The following is a 16,485-nucleotide window of genomic DNA, read 5'->3' as shown; positions in this document are numbered from 1 at the left end:
TCGCTGAAAAATGATCTTACCCAGCAACAGTGGACACTGGTTTAAGCGATCATTCGGGCTTCAAAGGCCTCTGGGCTGATCATCCCAATAGCACTGTGCCGCCGTTGTTTGTTGTAGTCCAGCTCGACGTACTCAAACACCTGGCGCCTCATATCGTTTCGCGTTGTAACTTCCATGGAAAATACGTTCTTGTTGTCGAGAACCTGCTCCAGTGTATTGCCGGAATAAACTGTAAAAAGTCCGTTGGCCTGATCGACATGAGCAGGGATCGCCAATCCCCCCGACCTTGCTATTTCGTCAATTACCTCAACAGCAGAGCATTCAGAGCAGCCGTCGCTGCTCCCTTTGGTGGCTCGATACCTCACAGCACCAAGAAGCGAGTCAATGTCCGAGGTGGTCTTATCTGTGCCGAAAATCGCCAGAATATGGATATTCCCCTGAACGGTAATCTCGACGCCGGGGAACAGATAGAGCTGTCGATAATCCGGATGACCTTCGGATGACAACTCCAAGAGTGCCTGCTTTAGTGGATCAATCCAGGCACCTGAATTGTGATCCGTCACCGCGACGCAATCGATGCCTTTCCGCATGTAGTTGAGCAGCTAATCCTTATGGGATATCTGCTTATGCAGGACCTGGTCAGGGCCTTTCCCATAATCATCGGAGACCGGAGTATGATTGTGAAAGTCGAACTTCCACCACCGTGAGCCAATCCAGTTCATCTATATCGTTCCTGTTCTTTTCGAATAGGGAATAACGTGCTTTGGTCTCGGGCCTCGCCTACCACGAATCACTTCATCACCATTTCCTCTGGGTACCTTGGCAAAGTATAGCGGCCACTACGTTTTCACACAGCCTCGGTCGATATCAGCCATTAGCTCGCTCCTGTGTTCATCTGCAACACAAGCTCATAAACCCGCGCAGGATCGTCCTCAATGCATAAATTGGGGCTTTTACCATCCAGCTGCGGATGCGCTGTTTTCATCCAGCGTCTTGCCTGTACCTCCCCCATTACCTGAACTGCTGCTTCCCAGACATCTTCTCTGCTGGGGGTGTCGATGATTTCTCTGCCGACATCGCGCATATTCTGCCATCCTTGAATGTCGTCAGGTTCCGGGGCATTTGGATCGCATTGATCAAGTAGGATGTTGAGCCGAGCAGGTCTGACTGCTGATGCTTTCTCTAGTAGTGTCGATGTCTTCAGCAACGCGTCTCGTAACCAAGCTTCAACAGCTGCGCAGACATAATCATTTTCTTGCGGTGGCACCACAGCGCTAGTGTTGCCGCTTTGAATGATGAAAAAATATTCTGGGATAGGCAGTGCGCGACCATCACGGAGGTAAGCCACAATCTCACCGCTCATATCGGGCAGGTAAGCATCACCGCTTTGTAAACACTCCAGTGCTTGGCGAAACGTTTCTAGTGGCTGGGGGAATCTGTCCCGTAAATCAAAAGCGCGGAAAGCAAACACACTTTGTAAAGGGTCGTTAGTAGACGGCTTGGCTAGGGGCATCCTGCTCTCCAAATATATTACGCACCGCTAATTTCTAAACCACCTTAGCACCAGATTATTTGATTTGCTCACCATTCTGGCTTTTTTAATTAGCAGCGCTGCCGCTTAAAGCTTAACGTTCACTAGCTCTTCCCAGCGAGTGGTATAGCGCGGCGTGCGGTGTTCAGCGCGTAATGTCCAGGCATTTCCAACCCGAGGCAGCCCTAGTTGTATCGTCCCTCGCCCTAGTTCTCGATTGAGCTTGTCGACAGTAGCCATCAACCGTTCACTACGCCTTGCTTCTTCCTCTGTTTGCGGTGTTTCTGTCAGTGTCAGTTGGCGGTTGGCTTTGGGGGAGAGATCGAGAAGCATGATGCCGGCTTTATGGTAGGCGTAGCCCTTACGCCAGAGCTGCCGGAGCCCTTGAATCGCAGCATGAATCAGCTCGCGACTATCGTCCGTCGGGCGTTCTAGTGTCACTACCACGCGATTACGGTACTGTGGCAAATCTTGTCGAAACGCATTGGTGCGCACAAACACCATCACGGCGCTGGTGACGCTGTGCTGCTTGCGTAGTTTTTCACCCGCGCGGGCAGCATGTTGGCGAAGGGCTTCACGCAGGTCATGAGGGCTGGAGGTGAGGCGCCCAAACGAGCGGGATACCATGATCTGTTGTTTGGGTTGGCTCATATCGTCGAGTTGAATCGCAGGCTGTCCGCGTAATTCCCAGACAATGCGTTCCTGCACCACGCTGAAGTGACGCCGAATGTGCTTTGGATCGGCTTCGCGCAGCTGCCAGGCGGTGTCTATCCCCATCACGCGTAACCGTTCGCCGGTACGTCGTGCAATGCCCCATAGTTCGGTCACCGGTAGCTGTTTGAGTAGCGCTTGAGTGGCATGGCTATCCGCCGTTAACAGGCAAACACCTTGTTCTTGGTAGCCTGGGTGTTTCTTTGCGGCGTGGTTGGCTACTTTGGCCAATACCCGTGTCGGCGCAAAACCGACCGAAACCGGAATTCCCGTCCATTGCCGTACTGTCTGGCGTAATTTTTGCCCATAGGCTTCTAGGGTCGCAGGTTCAAAGCCGTGAAACCCCACAAAGCTTTCGTCGATGGAGTACACCTCTACGTCCGGCGAAAACTCTGTTAGTGCCTCTGTCACGCGACGGCTCATATCCCCGTAAAGCGCATAATTACTCGACAAGAGAATAGATTGGCGGCGGATAAACGGCGGCAGCAAATGCATGGCCGTCCCCATCTCGACACCCAGCGCTTTTAGCTCATTGGAGCGGGCCACCACACAACCGTCGTTGTTAGAGAGCACACCAACAGGTCGCCCTTCTAGCGTGGGATTAAACACCCGCTCACAGCTGACGTAGAAATTATTGCAATCGACCAAGGCTATCATAGCGGTGTAGCACCTGGCAGGCTGTGCAGGACATGTGTTACGACACCCCACACATGCGATTCGCGACCCTCCAATGGGATTGGCTTATAGGCAGGGTTACTTGCTCTCAGGTAGGCACGTTGCCCGACACGCTCTAGCCGTTTAACAGTGAGTTCGCCATCGACCGCAATAACAATCACACGCCCAGGCAGCGGCTCTAGGCTGCGATCCACCACCAGCAGGTCACCATGATGGATGCCATCACCTAACATTGAGTCGCCTTCAGCACGCACAAAGAAAGTGGCCGCAGGTCGCTTAACGACATGGCGATGCAGATCCATCTCCGCATCCAGGTGGTCATCAGCGGGACTTGGAAATCCTGCCCGCACAGCACTGGCGAACATGGGTAACGGTTGGGGTACGGGGCATAGGGCAGCAGTGCCTATGAACGAAGCGGTTGTGGTCATACGCCGAGCCTCTAAAATAACTGTTGTTTCATACAGTATACGGAGAGGCGCCGCATCAACAAGCTCTGAGTAGAGATTTATCGCTTCCTGTCAGGGTCTTCCCCGAGTTCTTTTAAGGATGGTGTCGCAAGCTCATCAGCATGGGCGGTCTCAGGCGTTAGCCCATCAAGCAGGGCTGCTTCCCAGTCCTCGACACCAACGGGTTCAAACGGCTGGTCGTAGCGCTGCACGGAGCCTTTGAGCTTTTGCAGTGGGTTATTTTGTGGAGTCTCCACTGGTGTTTGTTCTTCACCTGACATCACAGCCTCCTTGGTTGGCATTGCCCTTATTTTTAAACTGCATCTTGCGCGATGATGCACGCGTGGTAAGGTTAATTCATCTTAACCATGACATTGGCATCGCTGCATGAATCATCAACCCAAAAGACGATGTTTGCTACAGAGTATTGCCGCCATTCAGCCTGGTTACCCCTTTCGTGGAAAGCTAGAGCTGGATAGCCAAGGCGATGCTTTTGTTGTGCAGTACCGCCACCTTATCGTGGGTGAAGCCCTTTATGACCCACAAGGCAAAACGCTGGATCGGGTGACGTTGCCAGGCCGCAAACGCCCGGAATATCTATGTTCTGGCGACATTCTGTTTATGGCCAAGGGCACACGAAATGATGCGGCGGTGGTTCGGGAGCTTCCACGCAATACTGTCTGCACGCCGAATTTCTATCACATCCGGCTTACCTCAAGCGCATGTAACGTCTTGCCTGAATTTTTGGCTTGGCAGCTCAACCATGTGAATGCCCAGCGCTATTTTGCCATGTGCTCTCAGGGGTCGGCGGCACCCAGCATTACCAAGTCACAGCTGGGCAACCTGCCTATTGTGGTACCGCCTATTGAGCAGCAGGCGCTGATGGTCAAACTGGCCGATGCCGCCACCCGCGAACAACAGCTTTTTAACCAGTTAATCGAAAATCGGCAGCGCATGGTTGATGCCGCTGGCCACCAACTACTTCGTCCTGATACGACGACAGGAAAATGATATGAGTAACGATTCCGTTAAGCAGGATCAGATCAACAAAGCGGTCTGGAACGCCTGCGACACCTTCCGGGGCACCGTAGACCCCAGCATCTACAAGGACTACGTGCTCACCATGCTGTTCGTGAAGTACCTGTCCGACGTGTACCAGGATCACTACGACAATTACGTGGCCGAATATGGCGACACCCCGGAGCTGATCGAAGAGCTGATGAAGAGCGAGCGCTTTGTGCTGCCTCGGGATTCCGGCTTTTACGCCCTGTATGACCAGCGCCATGAGCCGGGCAACGGCGAGCGGATCGACAAGGCCCTGCACGCCATCGAAGAGGCCAACATCGTCAAGCTGGCCGACGTATTCCAGGACATCAGCTTTAACTCCAACAAACTGGGGGATGAGAAGCAGAAGAACGACATTCTGCGCCACCTGCTGGAAGACTTCGCCCGCCCGGAGCTGAACCTGCGTCCGAGTCGGATCGGGAAGCTGGATGTCATCGGCAACGCCTACGAATACCTGATCAAGAACTTTGCGGCCACCTCCGGCAAGAAAGCCGGTGAATTCTATACCCCGCCGGAAGTGTCCGAGCTGATGGCTGAGATCGTCGAGCCGAAGGAAGGCGATGAGATCTGTGACCCGGCTTGCGGCTCCGCGTCCCTGTTGCTCAAGTGCGCCAACCAGATTCGCAAGAGCCACGATGGCTCCAAGAACTTCGCCCTGTTCGGTCAGGAGGCCATCGGCAGCACCTGGGCCCTGGCCAAGATGAACATGTTTCTGCACGGGATCGACAATCACAAGCTGGAATGGGGCGACACCATCCGTAATCCCAAGCTGCTCGATGAGAACGGCGGCCTGAAGCACTTCGACATCGTGGTGGCCAATCCTCCGTTCTCACTGGAGAAATGGGGCTTTGAGGGCGCAGACAGCGATCCCTACGCCCGATTCCGACGCGGGGTACCGCCCAAGTCCAAGGGCGACTACGCCTTTATCCTGCACATGATCGAGACTCTGAAGCCAAAGACCGGCCGCATGGCGGTGGTCGTCCCCCACGGCGTCCTGTTCCGGGGCTCTGCGGAAGGCAAAATCCGTCAGAAGCTGATCGAGGAGAACCTGCTAGATGCCGTGATCGGCCTGCCCGAAAAACTGTTCTATGGCACAGGCATTCCGGCAGCGGTACTGGTGTTCCGTAAGGACAAGACCGACAACAACGTGCTGTTCATCGACGCCAGCCGCGAGTTCAAGGCCGGCAAGAACCAGAACCAGCTGTCCGATGAGAACATCGCCAAGGTGGTCGACACCTATAAGCAGCGCGAGAACATCGACAAGTACGCCTATCTGGCCAGCCTGGAGGAGATCCAGGAAAACGACTTCAACCTCAACATCCCCCGCTACGTGGACACCTTCGAGGAAGAGGAAGAGATCGACCTGATGGCCGTGCAAGCGGAACGGAAAGAGATCGAGGCCGAGATTGCGAAGCTGAACGAGCAGATGGACGGGTATCTGAAGGAGTTGGGTTATGGTGCCTGAGCATTGGCAAGTAAAAGAACTTTCAGAGCTAACGGATAAAATTGGCGATGGTATCCACAGCACGCCGAAGTATGCTGAGCGCTCGACCATTCATTTTATAAACGGCAACAACCTTAAAAATGGCTGGGTTGTGATCAACGGTTCCACTAAATACGTTGATGAGTATGACGCTATAAACCACCAGCGAGATCTTTCAGAACGAACTCTTTTGATGTCGATTAATGGAACAATCGGCAACTTGGCATACTACCGCGGGGAGCGAGTTGTTCTTGGTAAAAGCGCCTGTTATTTGAACATTTCGCCGAAAGTAGATTTGGACTTCATCTACTTTGTGCTTTCAGATAGTAGAGTCCAAAACTTCTATTCATCTGAATTAACAGGAACAACGATCCGGAATTTGTCTTTAAAAACCATTAAGGCAACAAAGATTCCAACTCCCCCCCTCCCCGAACAAAAAAAGATCGCCCAGATCCTCTCCACCTGGGATCAGGCCATCACCGCCACCGAGCGCCTGCTTGAGAACAGCCAGCAGCGGAAGAAAGGGTTGATGCAGCAGTTGCTGACCGGGAAGAAGCGGTTGCCGGGGTTTGAGGGGGAGTGGGTACCTGCTCAGTTAGGTGATCTAGTGGAAATTACCTCCGGTTCTTCGAAAGCGAAATACATAGATAAAATCGGAGACAAGTACATTATCGATATGGGTTCGGTGACCCGCACAGGCAGGCTTGTACCAACAAAGAAAACTTCGCTGAATGGGCCGTATCTTACCGAAGGCCAGCTTGTCATGCCGAAGGATGATATTGGTGGTGGAAACATTATTGGCCGTGTGGGCGTGATTCCAGAAAATGAGAAATATCTGTTAGCGGATCATGTCTACGCACTGACACCTTATAAGACAGATAGCCAGTTTCTCGGTTATCTCATAAATTCAGAGAAAGTGAATAAAAGCCTTCGACGACGAGCGAACGGAACGGCTCAGTTGGGATTGGGGAAAAAAGACGTTCAAAAGCAGGCGCTTTTTATTCCCTCCAATCCAGCCGAACAGAGGGCGATTGGTGAGATCCTTTTATCTACTGATCAAGAGTTTGATCTCCTATCAAAACGCCTGAATATGCTTAAGCTGGAAAAGAAAGCCCTGATGCAACAACTCCTGACCGGCAAGCGTCGGGTGCAGCTGGACACGGAGGCCGCATGAACACCACCCCTCAAGGGAATGAGCAGCATTCCAGCCACATCCCGGCCCTGGCCACTCTGATGAACCTTGGCTGGACGTTTATGCCGGCCACGGAGTGTCAGGACCTTCGGGGCAGCCAGCGGGAAGTGGTCATGAAGCCGGTGCTGGAGCGGGTGTTGCGCCGGCGCAAGTTCGAGTTCAAAGGCAAGTGGTACCCGTTGTCCGAGCAGGCCGTGGATCAGGTGATCCGGGAGATCACCACACCCTCCATGGCCCAGGGCCTGATGGACGCCAACCAGTCCGTGTACGACATGCTGACCCTCGGCATCACCGTGACCGAGTTCATCGGCGGCAAGAAGGCCCAGCCCACGATCCACCTGATCGACTGGGAGAACCCCGACAACAACGAGTTCCACATCACCGAGGAGATGGAGGTGCTCTCCACCCAGGGCACCCATACCCGCCGACCCGATGTGGTGGCGTTCGTGAACGGTATTCCTTTGGCGGTGATAGAGGCCAAGCGTGCCGCTTCTGGCAACCCCAATAAGAACATGGTGGAGGAAGGCATTAGCCAGAACCTCCGTAACCAGAAAAACGATGAAATCCCTTACCTGTACGCGTTCGCCCAGTTGCTGCTCGCCATCAGCAGCAACGATGGCCGGTACGGTACGACCCATACCCCGGCCAAGTTCTGGTCAACGTGGAAAGATGAAGAGTTTGACGACCCCTACGTTCAGGGCATCAAGAACCAGCCCTTGTCTGCCTCGATTAAGGACGCGCTGTTCCAGGGCAAGCCTCCGAAGGTTCGGGCTTACTTTGAACAGCTATGGTCAAAGCACGTCACGCCGACCGAACAAGACCGGCTTCTCGTCGGCTTGCTGGATAGGCACCGGTTTCTGGAATTTCTCCGGCTATTCATCCTGTTCGACCGCAAAGTAGGCAAGATCGCGGCCCGTTACCCCCAGGCATTCGGCATCAAGGCTTTGTTGGAACGCATCTCGGGCTTTAAGCCCAACGGTGAGCGCCGGGGTGGCGTGCTGTGGCACACCACCGGCTCCGGTAAATCGTTCACCATGGTGTACCTCTGTCGTGCTCTCCTGCTCAGTGACGCGCTAAAGAATTGCCGGGTCATCGTCGTCACGGATCGGGTGGATCTGGAGAAACAGCTCTCCAAGACCTTCCTAACCGGTGGGGCGTTTGGCAGCGACATCGCCGGTAAGAAAAGCGGTGACGCTCTCGCCAAAACACGCTCGGGCAAGGACCTGGCCAAACGTATTGGCCAAGGTAATGAGCGGATTATCTTCACCATCATTAACAAATTCGCTTCCGCCGCTAAGCAACCAGAGTGCTATAACCCCTCGGAAAATATCATTGTCGTTGTGGATGAAGGCCACCGTAGCCAGGGGGGTGAAAACCACCAGCGGATGCGCCAAGCTCTGCCCAATGCCTCGTTCATTGCGTTTACCGGCACGCCGCTACTGAAAAACGAGAAAAGCGAAACCGCCGAGAAATTCGGGTCCATCATTCACGCCTACACCATGAAGCGGGCGGTGGAAGACGGCACCGTGACGCCGCTGCTGTACGAAGAGCGAAAACCCCAGCTAGATGTCAATCAGAAGGCGGTCGACAGCTGGTTTGATAAGGTGACCGCCGCCCTGTCAGACGACCAGAAAGCCGACCTCAAACGCAAGTACGCCAAGCAAGGCCAGATTTATACCGCGCAGGATCGCATTAAGCTCAACGCGTTTGATATCAGCGTGCATTTCAGCGAGAACTTCAAAAAGGCGGGGCTGGAGCTCAAAGGCCAATTGGCCACGGACAGCAAGCTCAGCGCGATTCGCTATAAACAGGAACTCGATAGCGCAGGCATGGTGACCAGTGCCATTGTGATTTCGCCGCCGGATACCCGCGAAGGCCATACCGATGTGGATGAAACCAACCTGCCGTTAGTGCAGGCGTGGTGGAAGCAGAACGTTACGGGCGACCCCCAGGACTACGAGAAAGCCACGATAGAGGATTTCGGCACCGATGGCCCACCGGATATCCTGATTGTTGTTGATAAGCTCCTAACAGGCTTTGATGAGCCTCGTAACACCGTTCTCTATATCGATAAGCAGCTGAAAGGCCACAACCTGATCCAGGCCATCGCTCGCGTTAACCGGCTGCACCCCCAGAAGCCCTTTGGTTACCTGATCGATTACCGAGGCATCCTCAGAGAGCTGGATACCGCCATTAAGGATTACCAAAACTTTGAGGATCAGACCCAGGGCGGCTTTGCCATTGAGGATATTGAAGGCCTGTATGCCAACGTTGACACCGAGTACAAGAAGTTGCCAAGACTGCACGACCGGCTTTTGAGCTTTTTCGGGCATATTGATAACCGCCTAGACCCTGAACCCTATCGCCAGGTCTTCATGCCTAAATATGAAGCCGACGAAGACGGTGTAGAGGTGGATGTTCGTCAGGCGCTAAGGGAAGATTTCTATGAAGCCGTCACCAACTTCGGGATGTGTTTGAAAACGGCGCTTTCCACGCAAAGCTTTTTTGATGACAAAGCGTTCACCGAAGCGGATATCCGCCGGTACAAATCCGACTTGAAGTGGTTTTCAGACCTGCGTAAAACCGTGCGGATGGATGCCCAGGAAACCGTCGACTATTCCGCCTACGAAGGTCAGATTCGAGATCTTATTGATCGTTATGTCACCGGTGTCCATGTTGCCCTCGGCGATGAGCCCGTGCTTATCGACCCCGTAGAGAGCAACCCGGATAACTGGAGCGACGAGAAGACTAAAAACGAAACCGACAAGATCAAGACGCGTACCAAGAAGACCATCGAGGAGAAGCTAGGCGACGATCCCTACGCCAAGAAGGTGTTCTCAGCGCTGCTGAAGGAAGCCATCGAAAAAGCCGAATCCATGTTCGACTACAAGGCGCAGTTCAAGCTATTCAGCGACCTGGAAGCCAAGGTCGAAGAGCGAGAAGTGCCTGACCTACCGCTAGAAGCGTTTAGCGGAAACAAGCATGCCCAGGCCTATTACGGCACGTTTAAGCTCGTGTTAGGTGATGACTTCGCCGCGTTGGAAGAAGATAAAGGAAAGCAATTGATCGATGAAGCCTTTGAGATCGACACGGTGGTGAACCGCGCCGTGGCTGAAAACTCACTGAACCCCGTGGGCATCGAGCAAGATGTACGGAAACACTTGCTCCCAAAGCTGTTCTCACTGGTAGGCTTGGATAAAGCCAAAGCGATCCTGGATGAAGTGGTTCAGATTCTGCGTAACGGAGTAGCAAAGTGATGACCGCTGTGGATGCTACGCAGGACGAACAACCACGAGTGTATCACACGCGCTACGGTGACCGAACGTTCAGCTATCACTTGTGCTATTTGCCCGAACATAAAAAAGCCACGATACGGGTGCATGTTCACCCCAAGGGCATGGTGCAGGTGGATGCGCCCGAAACGGCACAGTTGCCCGAGATTAAAGCAGCGGTGCAGCGTCGGGCGAGATGGATACTCAAGCACCTGGATGACATTGAAGAGCGCAACCGCTACGTGCAACCAAGAGCGTGGGTAAGCGGTGAAAGCATGCTCTATCTAGGGCGCAGGTACGTACTCAAGGTAATCGATGACCCAAGCCAGCGGAAAGTCACCTGTAAGCTCATAGGCGGCCAGCTGCGGGTGCAAGGTAAAGCCCTGAGCACTGAGCGTATACAAAAGGCAGTCCGCCAGTGGTACCGCGACAGAGCAGTGGATGTGTTTCAGCGCCGCCTGACGATGATGGTCGAGACGTTGCCATGGACAAAAACCGTACCCGATTGGCGCATGATCGACATGCAAACCCATTGGGGCAGCTGCTCACCCGAAGGTGCGGTACTCCTAAACCCGCACCTGATTAAAGCCAACACGCGAGCCATAGACTACGTGCTGCTTCATGAGCTGTGCCACCTGGTAGAACACAACCACAGCCCGCGCTTCTATGCACTGCTGGATAGGTTTATGCCCGAATGGCGGTCTGTGAAGGAGCGGTTGGATGGGCAGGCGGAGGTGATTTTGGTTGGGTGACTAATTCAACCATCACATAAATATTAAAAGGTAGATGCCGAAAATCACACAACGATTTACGATCCATCAACTATGACACAGTAGCTTCTTCAACACTAGGCTCACAACCCATTATAAGTCAATCAGTAGATCGGCACTGAAATGCAAACTATTCACTATAGCTTACATCATCAATATACCAAATTTTTTTACCTTTAGGAGTATGTATCTCCACTTCATCATCAATTGCTTTACCGATACAAGCTTGTGCTGCTGGTGAATTAATCGACACATAGCCTTTATTACTATATATTTCATCAACACCAACAATTCGAAACTCCATCTTATTACAATCATCATCAACTAAAACCACATAAGCGCCAAAAAATGCTTTTCCAGCTTGATCAGCATGATAGTCTACGACCTTTAACTCATCCAACCTTTTACGGATATATCTAACACGCCTATCAATTTCTCTAAGTCTTTTCTTATTATACTGATAATCTGCGTTCTCCGATCTATCGCCTAGACTGGCCGCCCATGTCACCTTAGCTGTAACCTCTCTCCTCTCCACCCTCCAGAGATAATCAAGCTCTTCTTTCAGGCTTTCATAGCCTTCTCTTGTTATAAGGGGATTCTTCATAGCTGACCTACAAGTTATTTAGAGCCTTTTTAATAGCATCGATTGTAGCAGCTTTGAACACCACCTGACCACCCTCATCCACAACCTCACCAAACTCAGTAGCGCGAAAATTCCACTTACCAACAAACTCATTGGATATCAGATATTCCAGCGCTCTTCTCTCCTGCTGGGAGAGCTTTTCTTCCTCGCCCGCTTGCTGTGACCTATGATCGTATACATCTATTCTACTACCCGGAGGAATAATTTCATTGAGCTTGTTTTTAGCATTCTTGAGATCGGAAAGAAGCGATCTAACAAGAAGCTTATGTTTAGCACTCGCAATCTCCTCTACCCAGTCATCAGCACTTGGCGAGGGACGCTTAACATTGCCGCCGGCCATATCAGAAAAGGTTTCTATGAGGGCGCGGTATTTTTCTCCAGACTTGTTCCTAATGCTTTGTGGCTTCGGAACTCCTCGCTTGGCGCCCAGCCTAGATATAGTTACTATAGAGAAATCACTAACACCTCTCTCCATCTGCTCACTACACACTTCATATATTGCATCAAGCGTCTTCTTGGTTCTAGGCGAAGCGTCTTCTTTTAGCTTCAACAAAAGATCTTCATTTTTCATATTAGCAGCCCGTCTCATTTAATAGCTGAGGCTTTAGAATCAGAGAAAGCTCCGACCTATCAATTCTCTCCTCCTCCATCAAATCGTCTAGCCTCACTGAACAGTCAACGACCTGGCCAACTCTTTCCCAGGTTTTCAGCCGTGACCTCAAAAAACCGACTACCTGGTTACCCACTTTAAGCTGCTGCTCATCCGTCAACATAAAAAGGCTCGGCTGCAACTCATTAAAAACCGACATTCGGTCCAACAATTGAGACCTCGGAGCTATTGCAACGGCTGCATCAGCCGAATGGTAGATTGTTGCATTCTCGCAAATCTCATGCAGTTGCTGAAAGTAAGAGACCTCCCCCATTTCTATCTCCATTTCGGAATCGGGCATCTTAATCAGCGAAATACCATCCTCTGCATCAGAAGAGACACCATTGACAGCTGACACGCACATCCTGATTAGCTTATAGCAGGACTGCAAATCGCACAGGAACATGTCCATTTTCTTTGCTGCACTCTCATACTCTGACTCCAGCTTTCTTTGTTCTGCCTCAAGCGAAACTCTCTCAGCCTGATCAAAATTCATGCCCTTTGCATTTGCAATATACTCATCTCGATCTATCTTCTCCAACCTTTCTGTGATTGTGGAGATTTCTTCTTGGAGCCGCATACATTTTTCAGACTGCTTATTCGAAACGAACAAAATCTCGTTCCCAACCGACATTAAGCCACCCAGAAAAACCGGTCCTGTGATGAAATGCCTGCACCTAAGACAGTTCTGCATTCCCAAATACCCCATGGGCACCGGAGCCCGTACTCTTGTAGCGCCGACCTGATCTCCTCCATCATCGCAGCGTGAGGCAGCAAATGGACAAATACCATAGTCTCTGAATACAAAATTTCCTGCAGGCACACTATTGGTTAGCGACATCAGAAGGTCTTCATTATTAGAAACCAACTGATTCTTTACCGACTCAATTTTATTGGACTCAATTGTTTTTTGTATTGCTTCCACCTCGGCTTGAAGCGCAATCTTCTCGCCTTCCTCCAATCGCCGCCTTATTTCTCCATGGGATATTTTGCAATAATATATCGACATGACGATCGAGGAGTGCCCCACGACCTTCATGACAACTTCAACCGGCATCCCCATTTCCATAACATAAGCTGTAATCAAGCTCACCCGCATGGAATGAGGGGTGTATGGAGACTTATAACAAGATATATTATTAGGCAGCCCACTCAGCTCTGAAAGCCTAAGATGCGATGGTTGTATATGATAAATGGCAGCTGCCAACCTGCCCGTCAAAGCCGTGCCTACATTTTTTGGCTCAACATCTTCAAAAGCCCTAAATAAAAAACAGTTGACACCTTTTGACTTCAACTGAGTTTCATTTAAGTTGGTTCTCTTGCACCGCGACCAGCTGGTAGGAAAAGCGACAGGATTATATTTAGCCTGCCACTCTCTCAACTTAATCAACCAGTATGCAAGATCTTCCGGCATCCATGGTATGGAGTAACCGCCATTATTGGACGATGTCTTATTAGTTGTAACAAACATCCCAATCTGGTCATCGGGATAGCGCTTAATAAAAGACTGCGACTTAGTCATTCCTGCCATTTCGGCATGATTCTTTACCCACGCCACTCCTCCAGCATCCTTAATTACAGGTATATATTCGTCAGCCTCACCCGAATCATTATAAGCGATCTGCCTTCCTCGAAGAGGAACCTTTGTCAAAGCAAAGGTGTGCACCCAGTCTGTCGGAACCCATAGATACCAGAAAGGCCCTGCTTTCTTATAAACGCAGTCTAGATCATCTTTGTCAATAATATGTCTTTCTACTTTCACCCAGTCCGAATCGAACTCATGAAGATGTGCAAGGTCACGAAAACTTCTAGCTGACTCTGGAATAATCCATGACTGGGCCTTCCTGACAAAGTGATACTGAAGACAAGGTTTGGTTGACTCGCTTCTTCCAGGCGAAGACACATAAGAGTCGGTCAACATAAACTCAAATGGATTTCGGGCATCCATCAGCCTGAACACTTCTCCAGTCTCTTCATCCTCCACAGTCAAATCAGACCCGATGATATAATCAAAAAACTCATTTACTGACAGTATGACATTTCTTCTCATATTGTCTGTTGAGAACTTTTCCAGCTCATCTCTAAATGGTTTTATATTTACTTTTTGCTTTGTTAGAAACTCCTGAGGGCTTTTACTTCCATCATGCCTCTCAATATAAACTCTCACGAACCGACATAGATAGGACTTTTTCGAGCTCCCCCCCAGCGCCTGCCTCATAAACTCATCTATCTTTACGCGCCACTGCTTAAATTCCGGCAGGATAAACTCTACATTGAATGGTTCTTCTTTCCCCAAGAACTTGTACCAGTTTTTCCAGCTTTCTGCATACGTGCCTTGTGGGTCAAATGGAAATCTGGGGTCGCCGATGTCTTTGACATACTTCTTATACTCTGACTGAGACCTTATCCCCTTCCCTTTAATCTTATAAACAACTTCTTCGTAGGTATAGAATTCTGGGATGTCAAAAAAATCATTATAGCTAACCCATTCATCCGGAAACATCCTCTCCGGATGAGCAACCAATCCCGGGACTTCCTTATATCGCTTCTTGTACTCAGAAGAGTTGCTAATCCCATGCTTCTTGCAAAGAAGCTTCATTTCGTGCAGAGAAAAATTCGCTTTAGGTAGCTTAAGAACATCCTCATCCACATTAAGCATCTTAAGCTTACGCATCTTCATCAGCAACACCTCGCATTATTTCCCTTATATCTTCATTGGTTGGCTTAATATAAACTAGGCAAGAATCAGGGCTTCTATGATGCATGGATTTTTGTATTTCAACCCGACTCAAACCAAATTTTCTAGCTCTATAACCATACGCATGCCTGTGTCCATGCTCGGTCGTGCCGAACTCTTTTTTACATACCAAGCCAATTTTTTCTACGGCTCTCTTGTGAGCGCGCTGGAAATTTTTTAAGGTTTCAGGCCCGCCATCTTTTTTAGTAAATGCAAATGGGTGGAAGCTGGCAGCAGGCTCCATTCTTTGGTATTTTAAATACTTCACCCAAACTGCTAAAAAGGTTTTCGCCATGCTAGGTGGATTAAAAATCACCTCAAAAAAACCAGCCCTGCTTGTAAGAAGAGCACCTTTCCACCCTGCATGAAGCCGCTCGCTTAGCGGGTAAGAATTTCTTGGCTTATATTGCGTCTCTGCAAGAAGATATTCTCTTCTATTTTTATAATCCGGCAGTGGTGACTTCCCATACTCTGGGTGATACACCCTAACCAGTGCCTCGTCCCTTCGCTCAGGGTGCACAGTGATATCTGAAACGTAAAGGTGAAATAACTCACTCTTCCTCAACCCCCCATAGTTCATTAACATGGTCATTAGTTGATATTTGTAATTCACTCCCCCAGAGTTGCTAAACCCTTCCTGCAAAAGAACATCCACCATGTCATCAGGAAATTTAACCACCTTATCGTTATCTATTTTAGGATCGCGATATCCTGCCACGGCTCTCGTTCGAGCAACTTCCAAATAGGCGTCCGCTCTTTTTTTTAAGTGATTGAGAAAAACATTGGCATTTCTATTATAGTATGCGCACCAGTTTAACCTTTCTTCATAACCCGTTGCTTTTACGAATGGATTTATACGAGCGGCCTCATATTCAGGCTGCCTAGCCAAATAATCCGTGTAGTGTGTTATATGAAACAAAATATTGTTCACATCGAATGTTGAACGCGGGGGCCAGAACAACCCCATAGGGTCGTTACAGCTTTCATAATCAATAGTCCCTGTTACTAAAGAACGGGTGAATGATTTCAATAAGTCAATGGCTCTCATCTCACCATTCAACGAATTTATATAAGAAATCAAAAGCCGAAGTGAAAAAACTGACCTTTCTTTCCAAGATTCACTTTTGTAACTGAACCAGGCCAAGTATCTGAGGTGGGATGCAATCACTCCACTTTCAGTATAAACAGCCGGCAACAAGTAAACATTACCGCTAGCCACATCCACGTAGCGGACTTGGACCTTATGTGCGAAGGGCATCAGATAGTACTTTTTTAGGGGTTTTTTCACTCATAAACTAAAAAACCTTGGCT

Annotated in this window: 13 protein-coding genes and 1 pseudogene; 5 read left to right on the top strand and 9 right to left on the bottom strand. The window is 50.2% G+C overall.

Going from position 1 to position 16,485, the window contains the following annotated elements:
* Positions 1-41: 41 nt before the first annotated feature.
* From FEU76_RS18850 to FEU76_RS12470, 5 genes and pseudogenes are all read right to left on the bottom strand, one after another.
* Positions 42-164, bottom strand: a pseudogene (locus FEU76_RS18850) (IS3 family transposase); the annotation flags it as partial.
* 710 nt (positions 165-874) lie between these two features.
* Positions 875-1,513, bottom strand: a complete 639-nt coding sequence (locus tag FEU76_RS18605) for a hypothetical protein (RefSeq protein WP_186299144.1) — start codon at positions 1,511-1,513, stop codon at positions 875-877.
* Positions 1,514-1,618: 105 nt separating this feature from the next.
* Positions 1,619-2,899: a Y-family DNA polymerase gene (locus FEU76_RS12480; protein ID WP_144983441.1), complete on the bottom strand. Its 1,281-nt coding sequence runs from the start codon at positions 2,897-2,899 to the stop codon at positions 1,619-1,621.
* The gene (locus tag FEU76_RS12475) at positions 2,896-3,282 is read right to left on the bottom strand and encodes a LexA family protein (protein ID WP_240704156.1); all 387 of its coding nucleotides are present in this window, start codon (positions 3,280-3,282) and stop codon (positions 2,896-2,898) included. The genes FEU76_RS12480 and FEU76_RS12475 overlap by 4 nt, the downstream gene beginning before the upstream one ends.
* A 140-nt stretch (positions 3,283-3,422) precedes the next feature.
* Positions 3,423-3,644, bottom strand: a complete 222-nt coding sequence (locus tag FEU76_RS12470) for a hypothetical protein (protein ID WP_144983438.1) — start codon at positions 3,642-3,644, stop codon at positions 3,423-3,425.
* A gap of 106 nt (positions 3,645-3,750) precedes the next feature.
* Between FEU76_RS12470 and FEU76_RS12465 the strand changes: the two genes are divergently transcribed.
* From FEU76_RS12465 to FEU76_RS12445, 5 genes are read left to right on the top strand one after another with little or no spacing between them, the layout of a single operon-like run.
* Complete coding sequence (locus tag FEU76_RS12465) at positions 3,751-4,374, top strand: restriction endonuclease subunit S (RefSeq protein ID WP_144983435.1); 624 nt, start codon at positions 3,751-3,753, stop codon at positions 4,372-4,374.
* Position 4,375: 1 nt separating this feature from the next.
* Positions 4,376-5,893, top strand: coding sequence for a type I restriction-modification system subunit M (locus tag FEU76_RS12460; protein ID WP_144983432.1), 1,518 nt, complete (start codon positions 4,376-4,378; stop codon positions 5,891-5,893).
* Positions 5,883-7,085 (top strand): restriction endonuclease subunit S, encoded by a 1,203-nt coding sequence (locus FEU76_RS12455; protein WP_144983429.1) that lies wholly within the window; start codon positions 5,883-5,885, stop codon positions 7,083-7,085. Before FEU76_RS12460 ends, FEU76_RS12455 begins: the two co-directional genes overlap by 11 nt.
* Positions 7,082-10,360 (top strand): type I restriction endonuclease subunit R, encoded by a 3,279-nt coding sequence (locus FEU76_RS12450; protein WP_144983426.1) that lies wholly within the window; start codon positions 7,082-7,084, stop codon positions 10,358-10,360. The genes FEU76_RS12455 and FEU76_RS12450 overlap by 4 nt, the downstream gene beginning before the upstream one ends.
* Entirely contained in the window at positions 10,360-11,127 is a 768-nt protein-coding gene (locus tag FEU76_RS12445) for a M48 family metallopeptidase (RefSeq protein WP_144983423.1), read from the top strand. The genes FEU76_RS12450 and FEU76_RS12445 overlap by 1 nt, the downstream gene beginning before the upstream one ends.
* Before the next feature lie 148 nt (positions 11,128-11,275).
* Here FEU76_RS12445 and greB read toward each other — a convergent pair whose 3' ends face one another.
* From greB to gmtY, 4 genes are read right to left on the bottom strand one after another with little or no spacing between them, the layout of a single operon-like run.
* Complete coding sequence (greB, locus tag FEU76_RS12440) at positions 11,276-11,749, bottom strand: transcription elongation factor GreB (RefSeq protein ID WP_144983420.1); 474 nt, start codon at positions 11,747-11,749, stop codon at positions 11,276-11,278.
* Between the two features lie 7 nt (positions 11,750-11,756).
* A complete protein-coding gene (gmtX, locus tag FEU76_RS12435; RefSeq protein WP_144983417.1) occupies positions 11,757-12,359 on the bottom strand; it encodes a gamma-mobile-trio protein GmtX in 603 nt (200 codons plus the stop codon).
* A 1-nt stretch (position 12,360) separates the two neighbouring features.
* Positions 12,361-15,117, bottom strand: coding sequence for a gamma-mobile-trio integrase GmtZ (gene gmtZ, locus FEU76_RS12430; RefSeq protein ID WP_222114804.1), 2,757 nt, complete (start codon positions 15,115-15,117; stop codon positions 12,361-12,363).
* Positions 15,104-16,432, bottom strand: coding sequence for a gamma-mobile-trio recombinase GmtY (gene gmtY / locus FEU76_RS12425; RefSeq protein WP_144983609.1), 1,329 nt, complete (start codon positions 16,430-16,432; stop codon positions 15,104-15,106). Before gmtY ends, gmtZ begins: the two co-directional genes overlap by 14 nt.
* Positions 16,433-16,485 lie beyond the last annotated feature (53 nt).

The sequence above is a fragment of the Halomonas sp. C22 genome, assembly GCF_007655045.1.
Classification (GTDB): Bacteria; Pseudomonadota; Gammaproteobacteria; order Pseudomonadales; family Halomonadaceae; genus Vreelandella; species Vreelandella hamiltonii.
Note: the sequence above shows the minus strand (reverse complement) of the source record. Positions and strands in the feature narration are given on the sequence as shown.

Bases quoted from the DNA above. Each gene is read 5' to 3' on its own strand.
- FEU76_RS12480 (WP_144983441.1), bottom strand. From the start codon at position 2,899: ATGATAGCCTTGGTCGATTGCAATAATTTCTACGTCAGCTGTGAGCGG.
- gmtX (WP_144983417.1), bottom strand. From the start codon at position 12,359: ATGAAAAATGAAGATCTTTTGTTGAAGCTAAAAGAAGACGCTTCGCCT.
- FEU76_RS12450 (WP_144983426.1), top strand. From the start codon at position 7,082: ATGAACACCACCCCTCAAGGGAATGAGCAGCATTCCAGCCACATCCCG.
- FEU76_RS18605 (WP_186299144.1), bottom strand. From the start codon at position 1,513: ATGCCCCTAGCCAAGCCGTCTACTAACGACCCTTTACAAAGTGTGTTT.
- FEU76_RS12475 (WP_240704156.1), bottom strand. From the start codon at position 3,282: ATGTTCGCCAGTGCTGTGCGGGCAGGATTTCCAAGTCCCGCTGATGAC.
- FEU76_RS12455 (WP_144983429.1), top strand. From the start codon at position 5,883: ATGGTGCCTGAGCATTGGCAAGTAAAAGAACTTTCAGAGCTAACGGAT.
- greB (WP_144983420.1), bottom strand. From the start codon at position 11,749: ATGAAGAATCCCCTTATAACAAGAGAAGGCTATGAAAGCCTGAAAGAA.
- gmtY (WP_144983609.1), bottom strand. From the start codon at position 16,432: ATGCCCTTCGCACATAAGGTCCAAGTCCGCTACGTGGATGTGGCTAGC.
- FEU76_RS12470 (WP_144983438.1), bottom strand. From the start codon at position 3,644: ATGTCAGGTGAAGAACAAACACCAGTGGAGACTCCACAAAATAACCCA.
- FEU76_RS12465 (WP_144983435.1), top strand. From the start codon at position 3,751: ATGAATCATCAACCCAAAAGACGATGTTTGCTACAGAGTATTGCCGCC.
- gmtZ (WP_222114804.1), bottom strand. From the start codon at position 15,117: ATGAAGATGCGTAAGCTTAAGATGCTTAATGTGGATGAGGATGTTCTT.
- FEU76_RS12445 (WP_144983423.1), top strand. From the start codon at position 10,360: ATGACCGCTGTGGATGCTACGCAGGACGAACAACCACGAGTGTATCAC.
- FEU76_RS12460 (WP_144983432.1), top strand. From the start codon at position 4,376: ATGAGTAACGATTCCGTTAAGCAGGATCAGATCAACAAAGCGGTCTGG.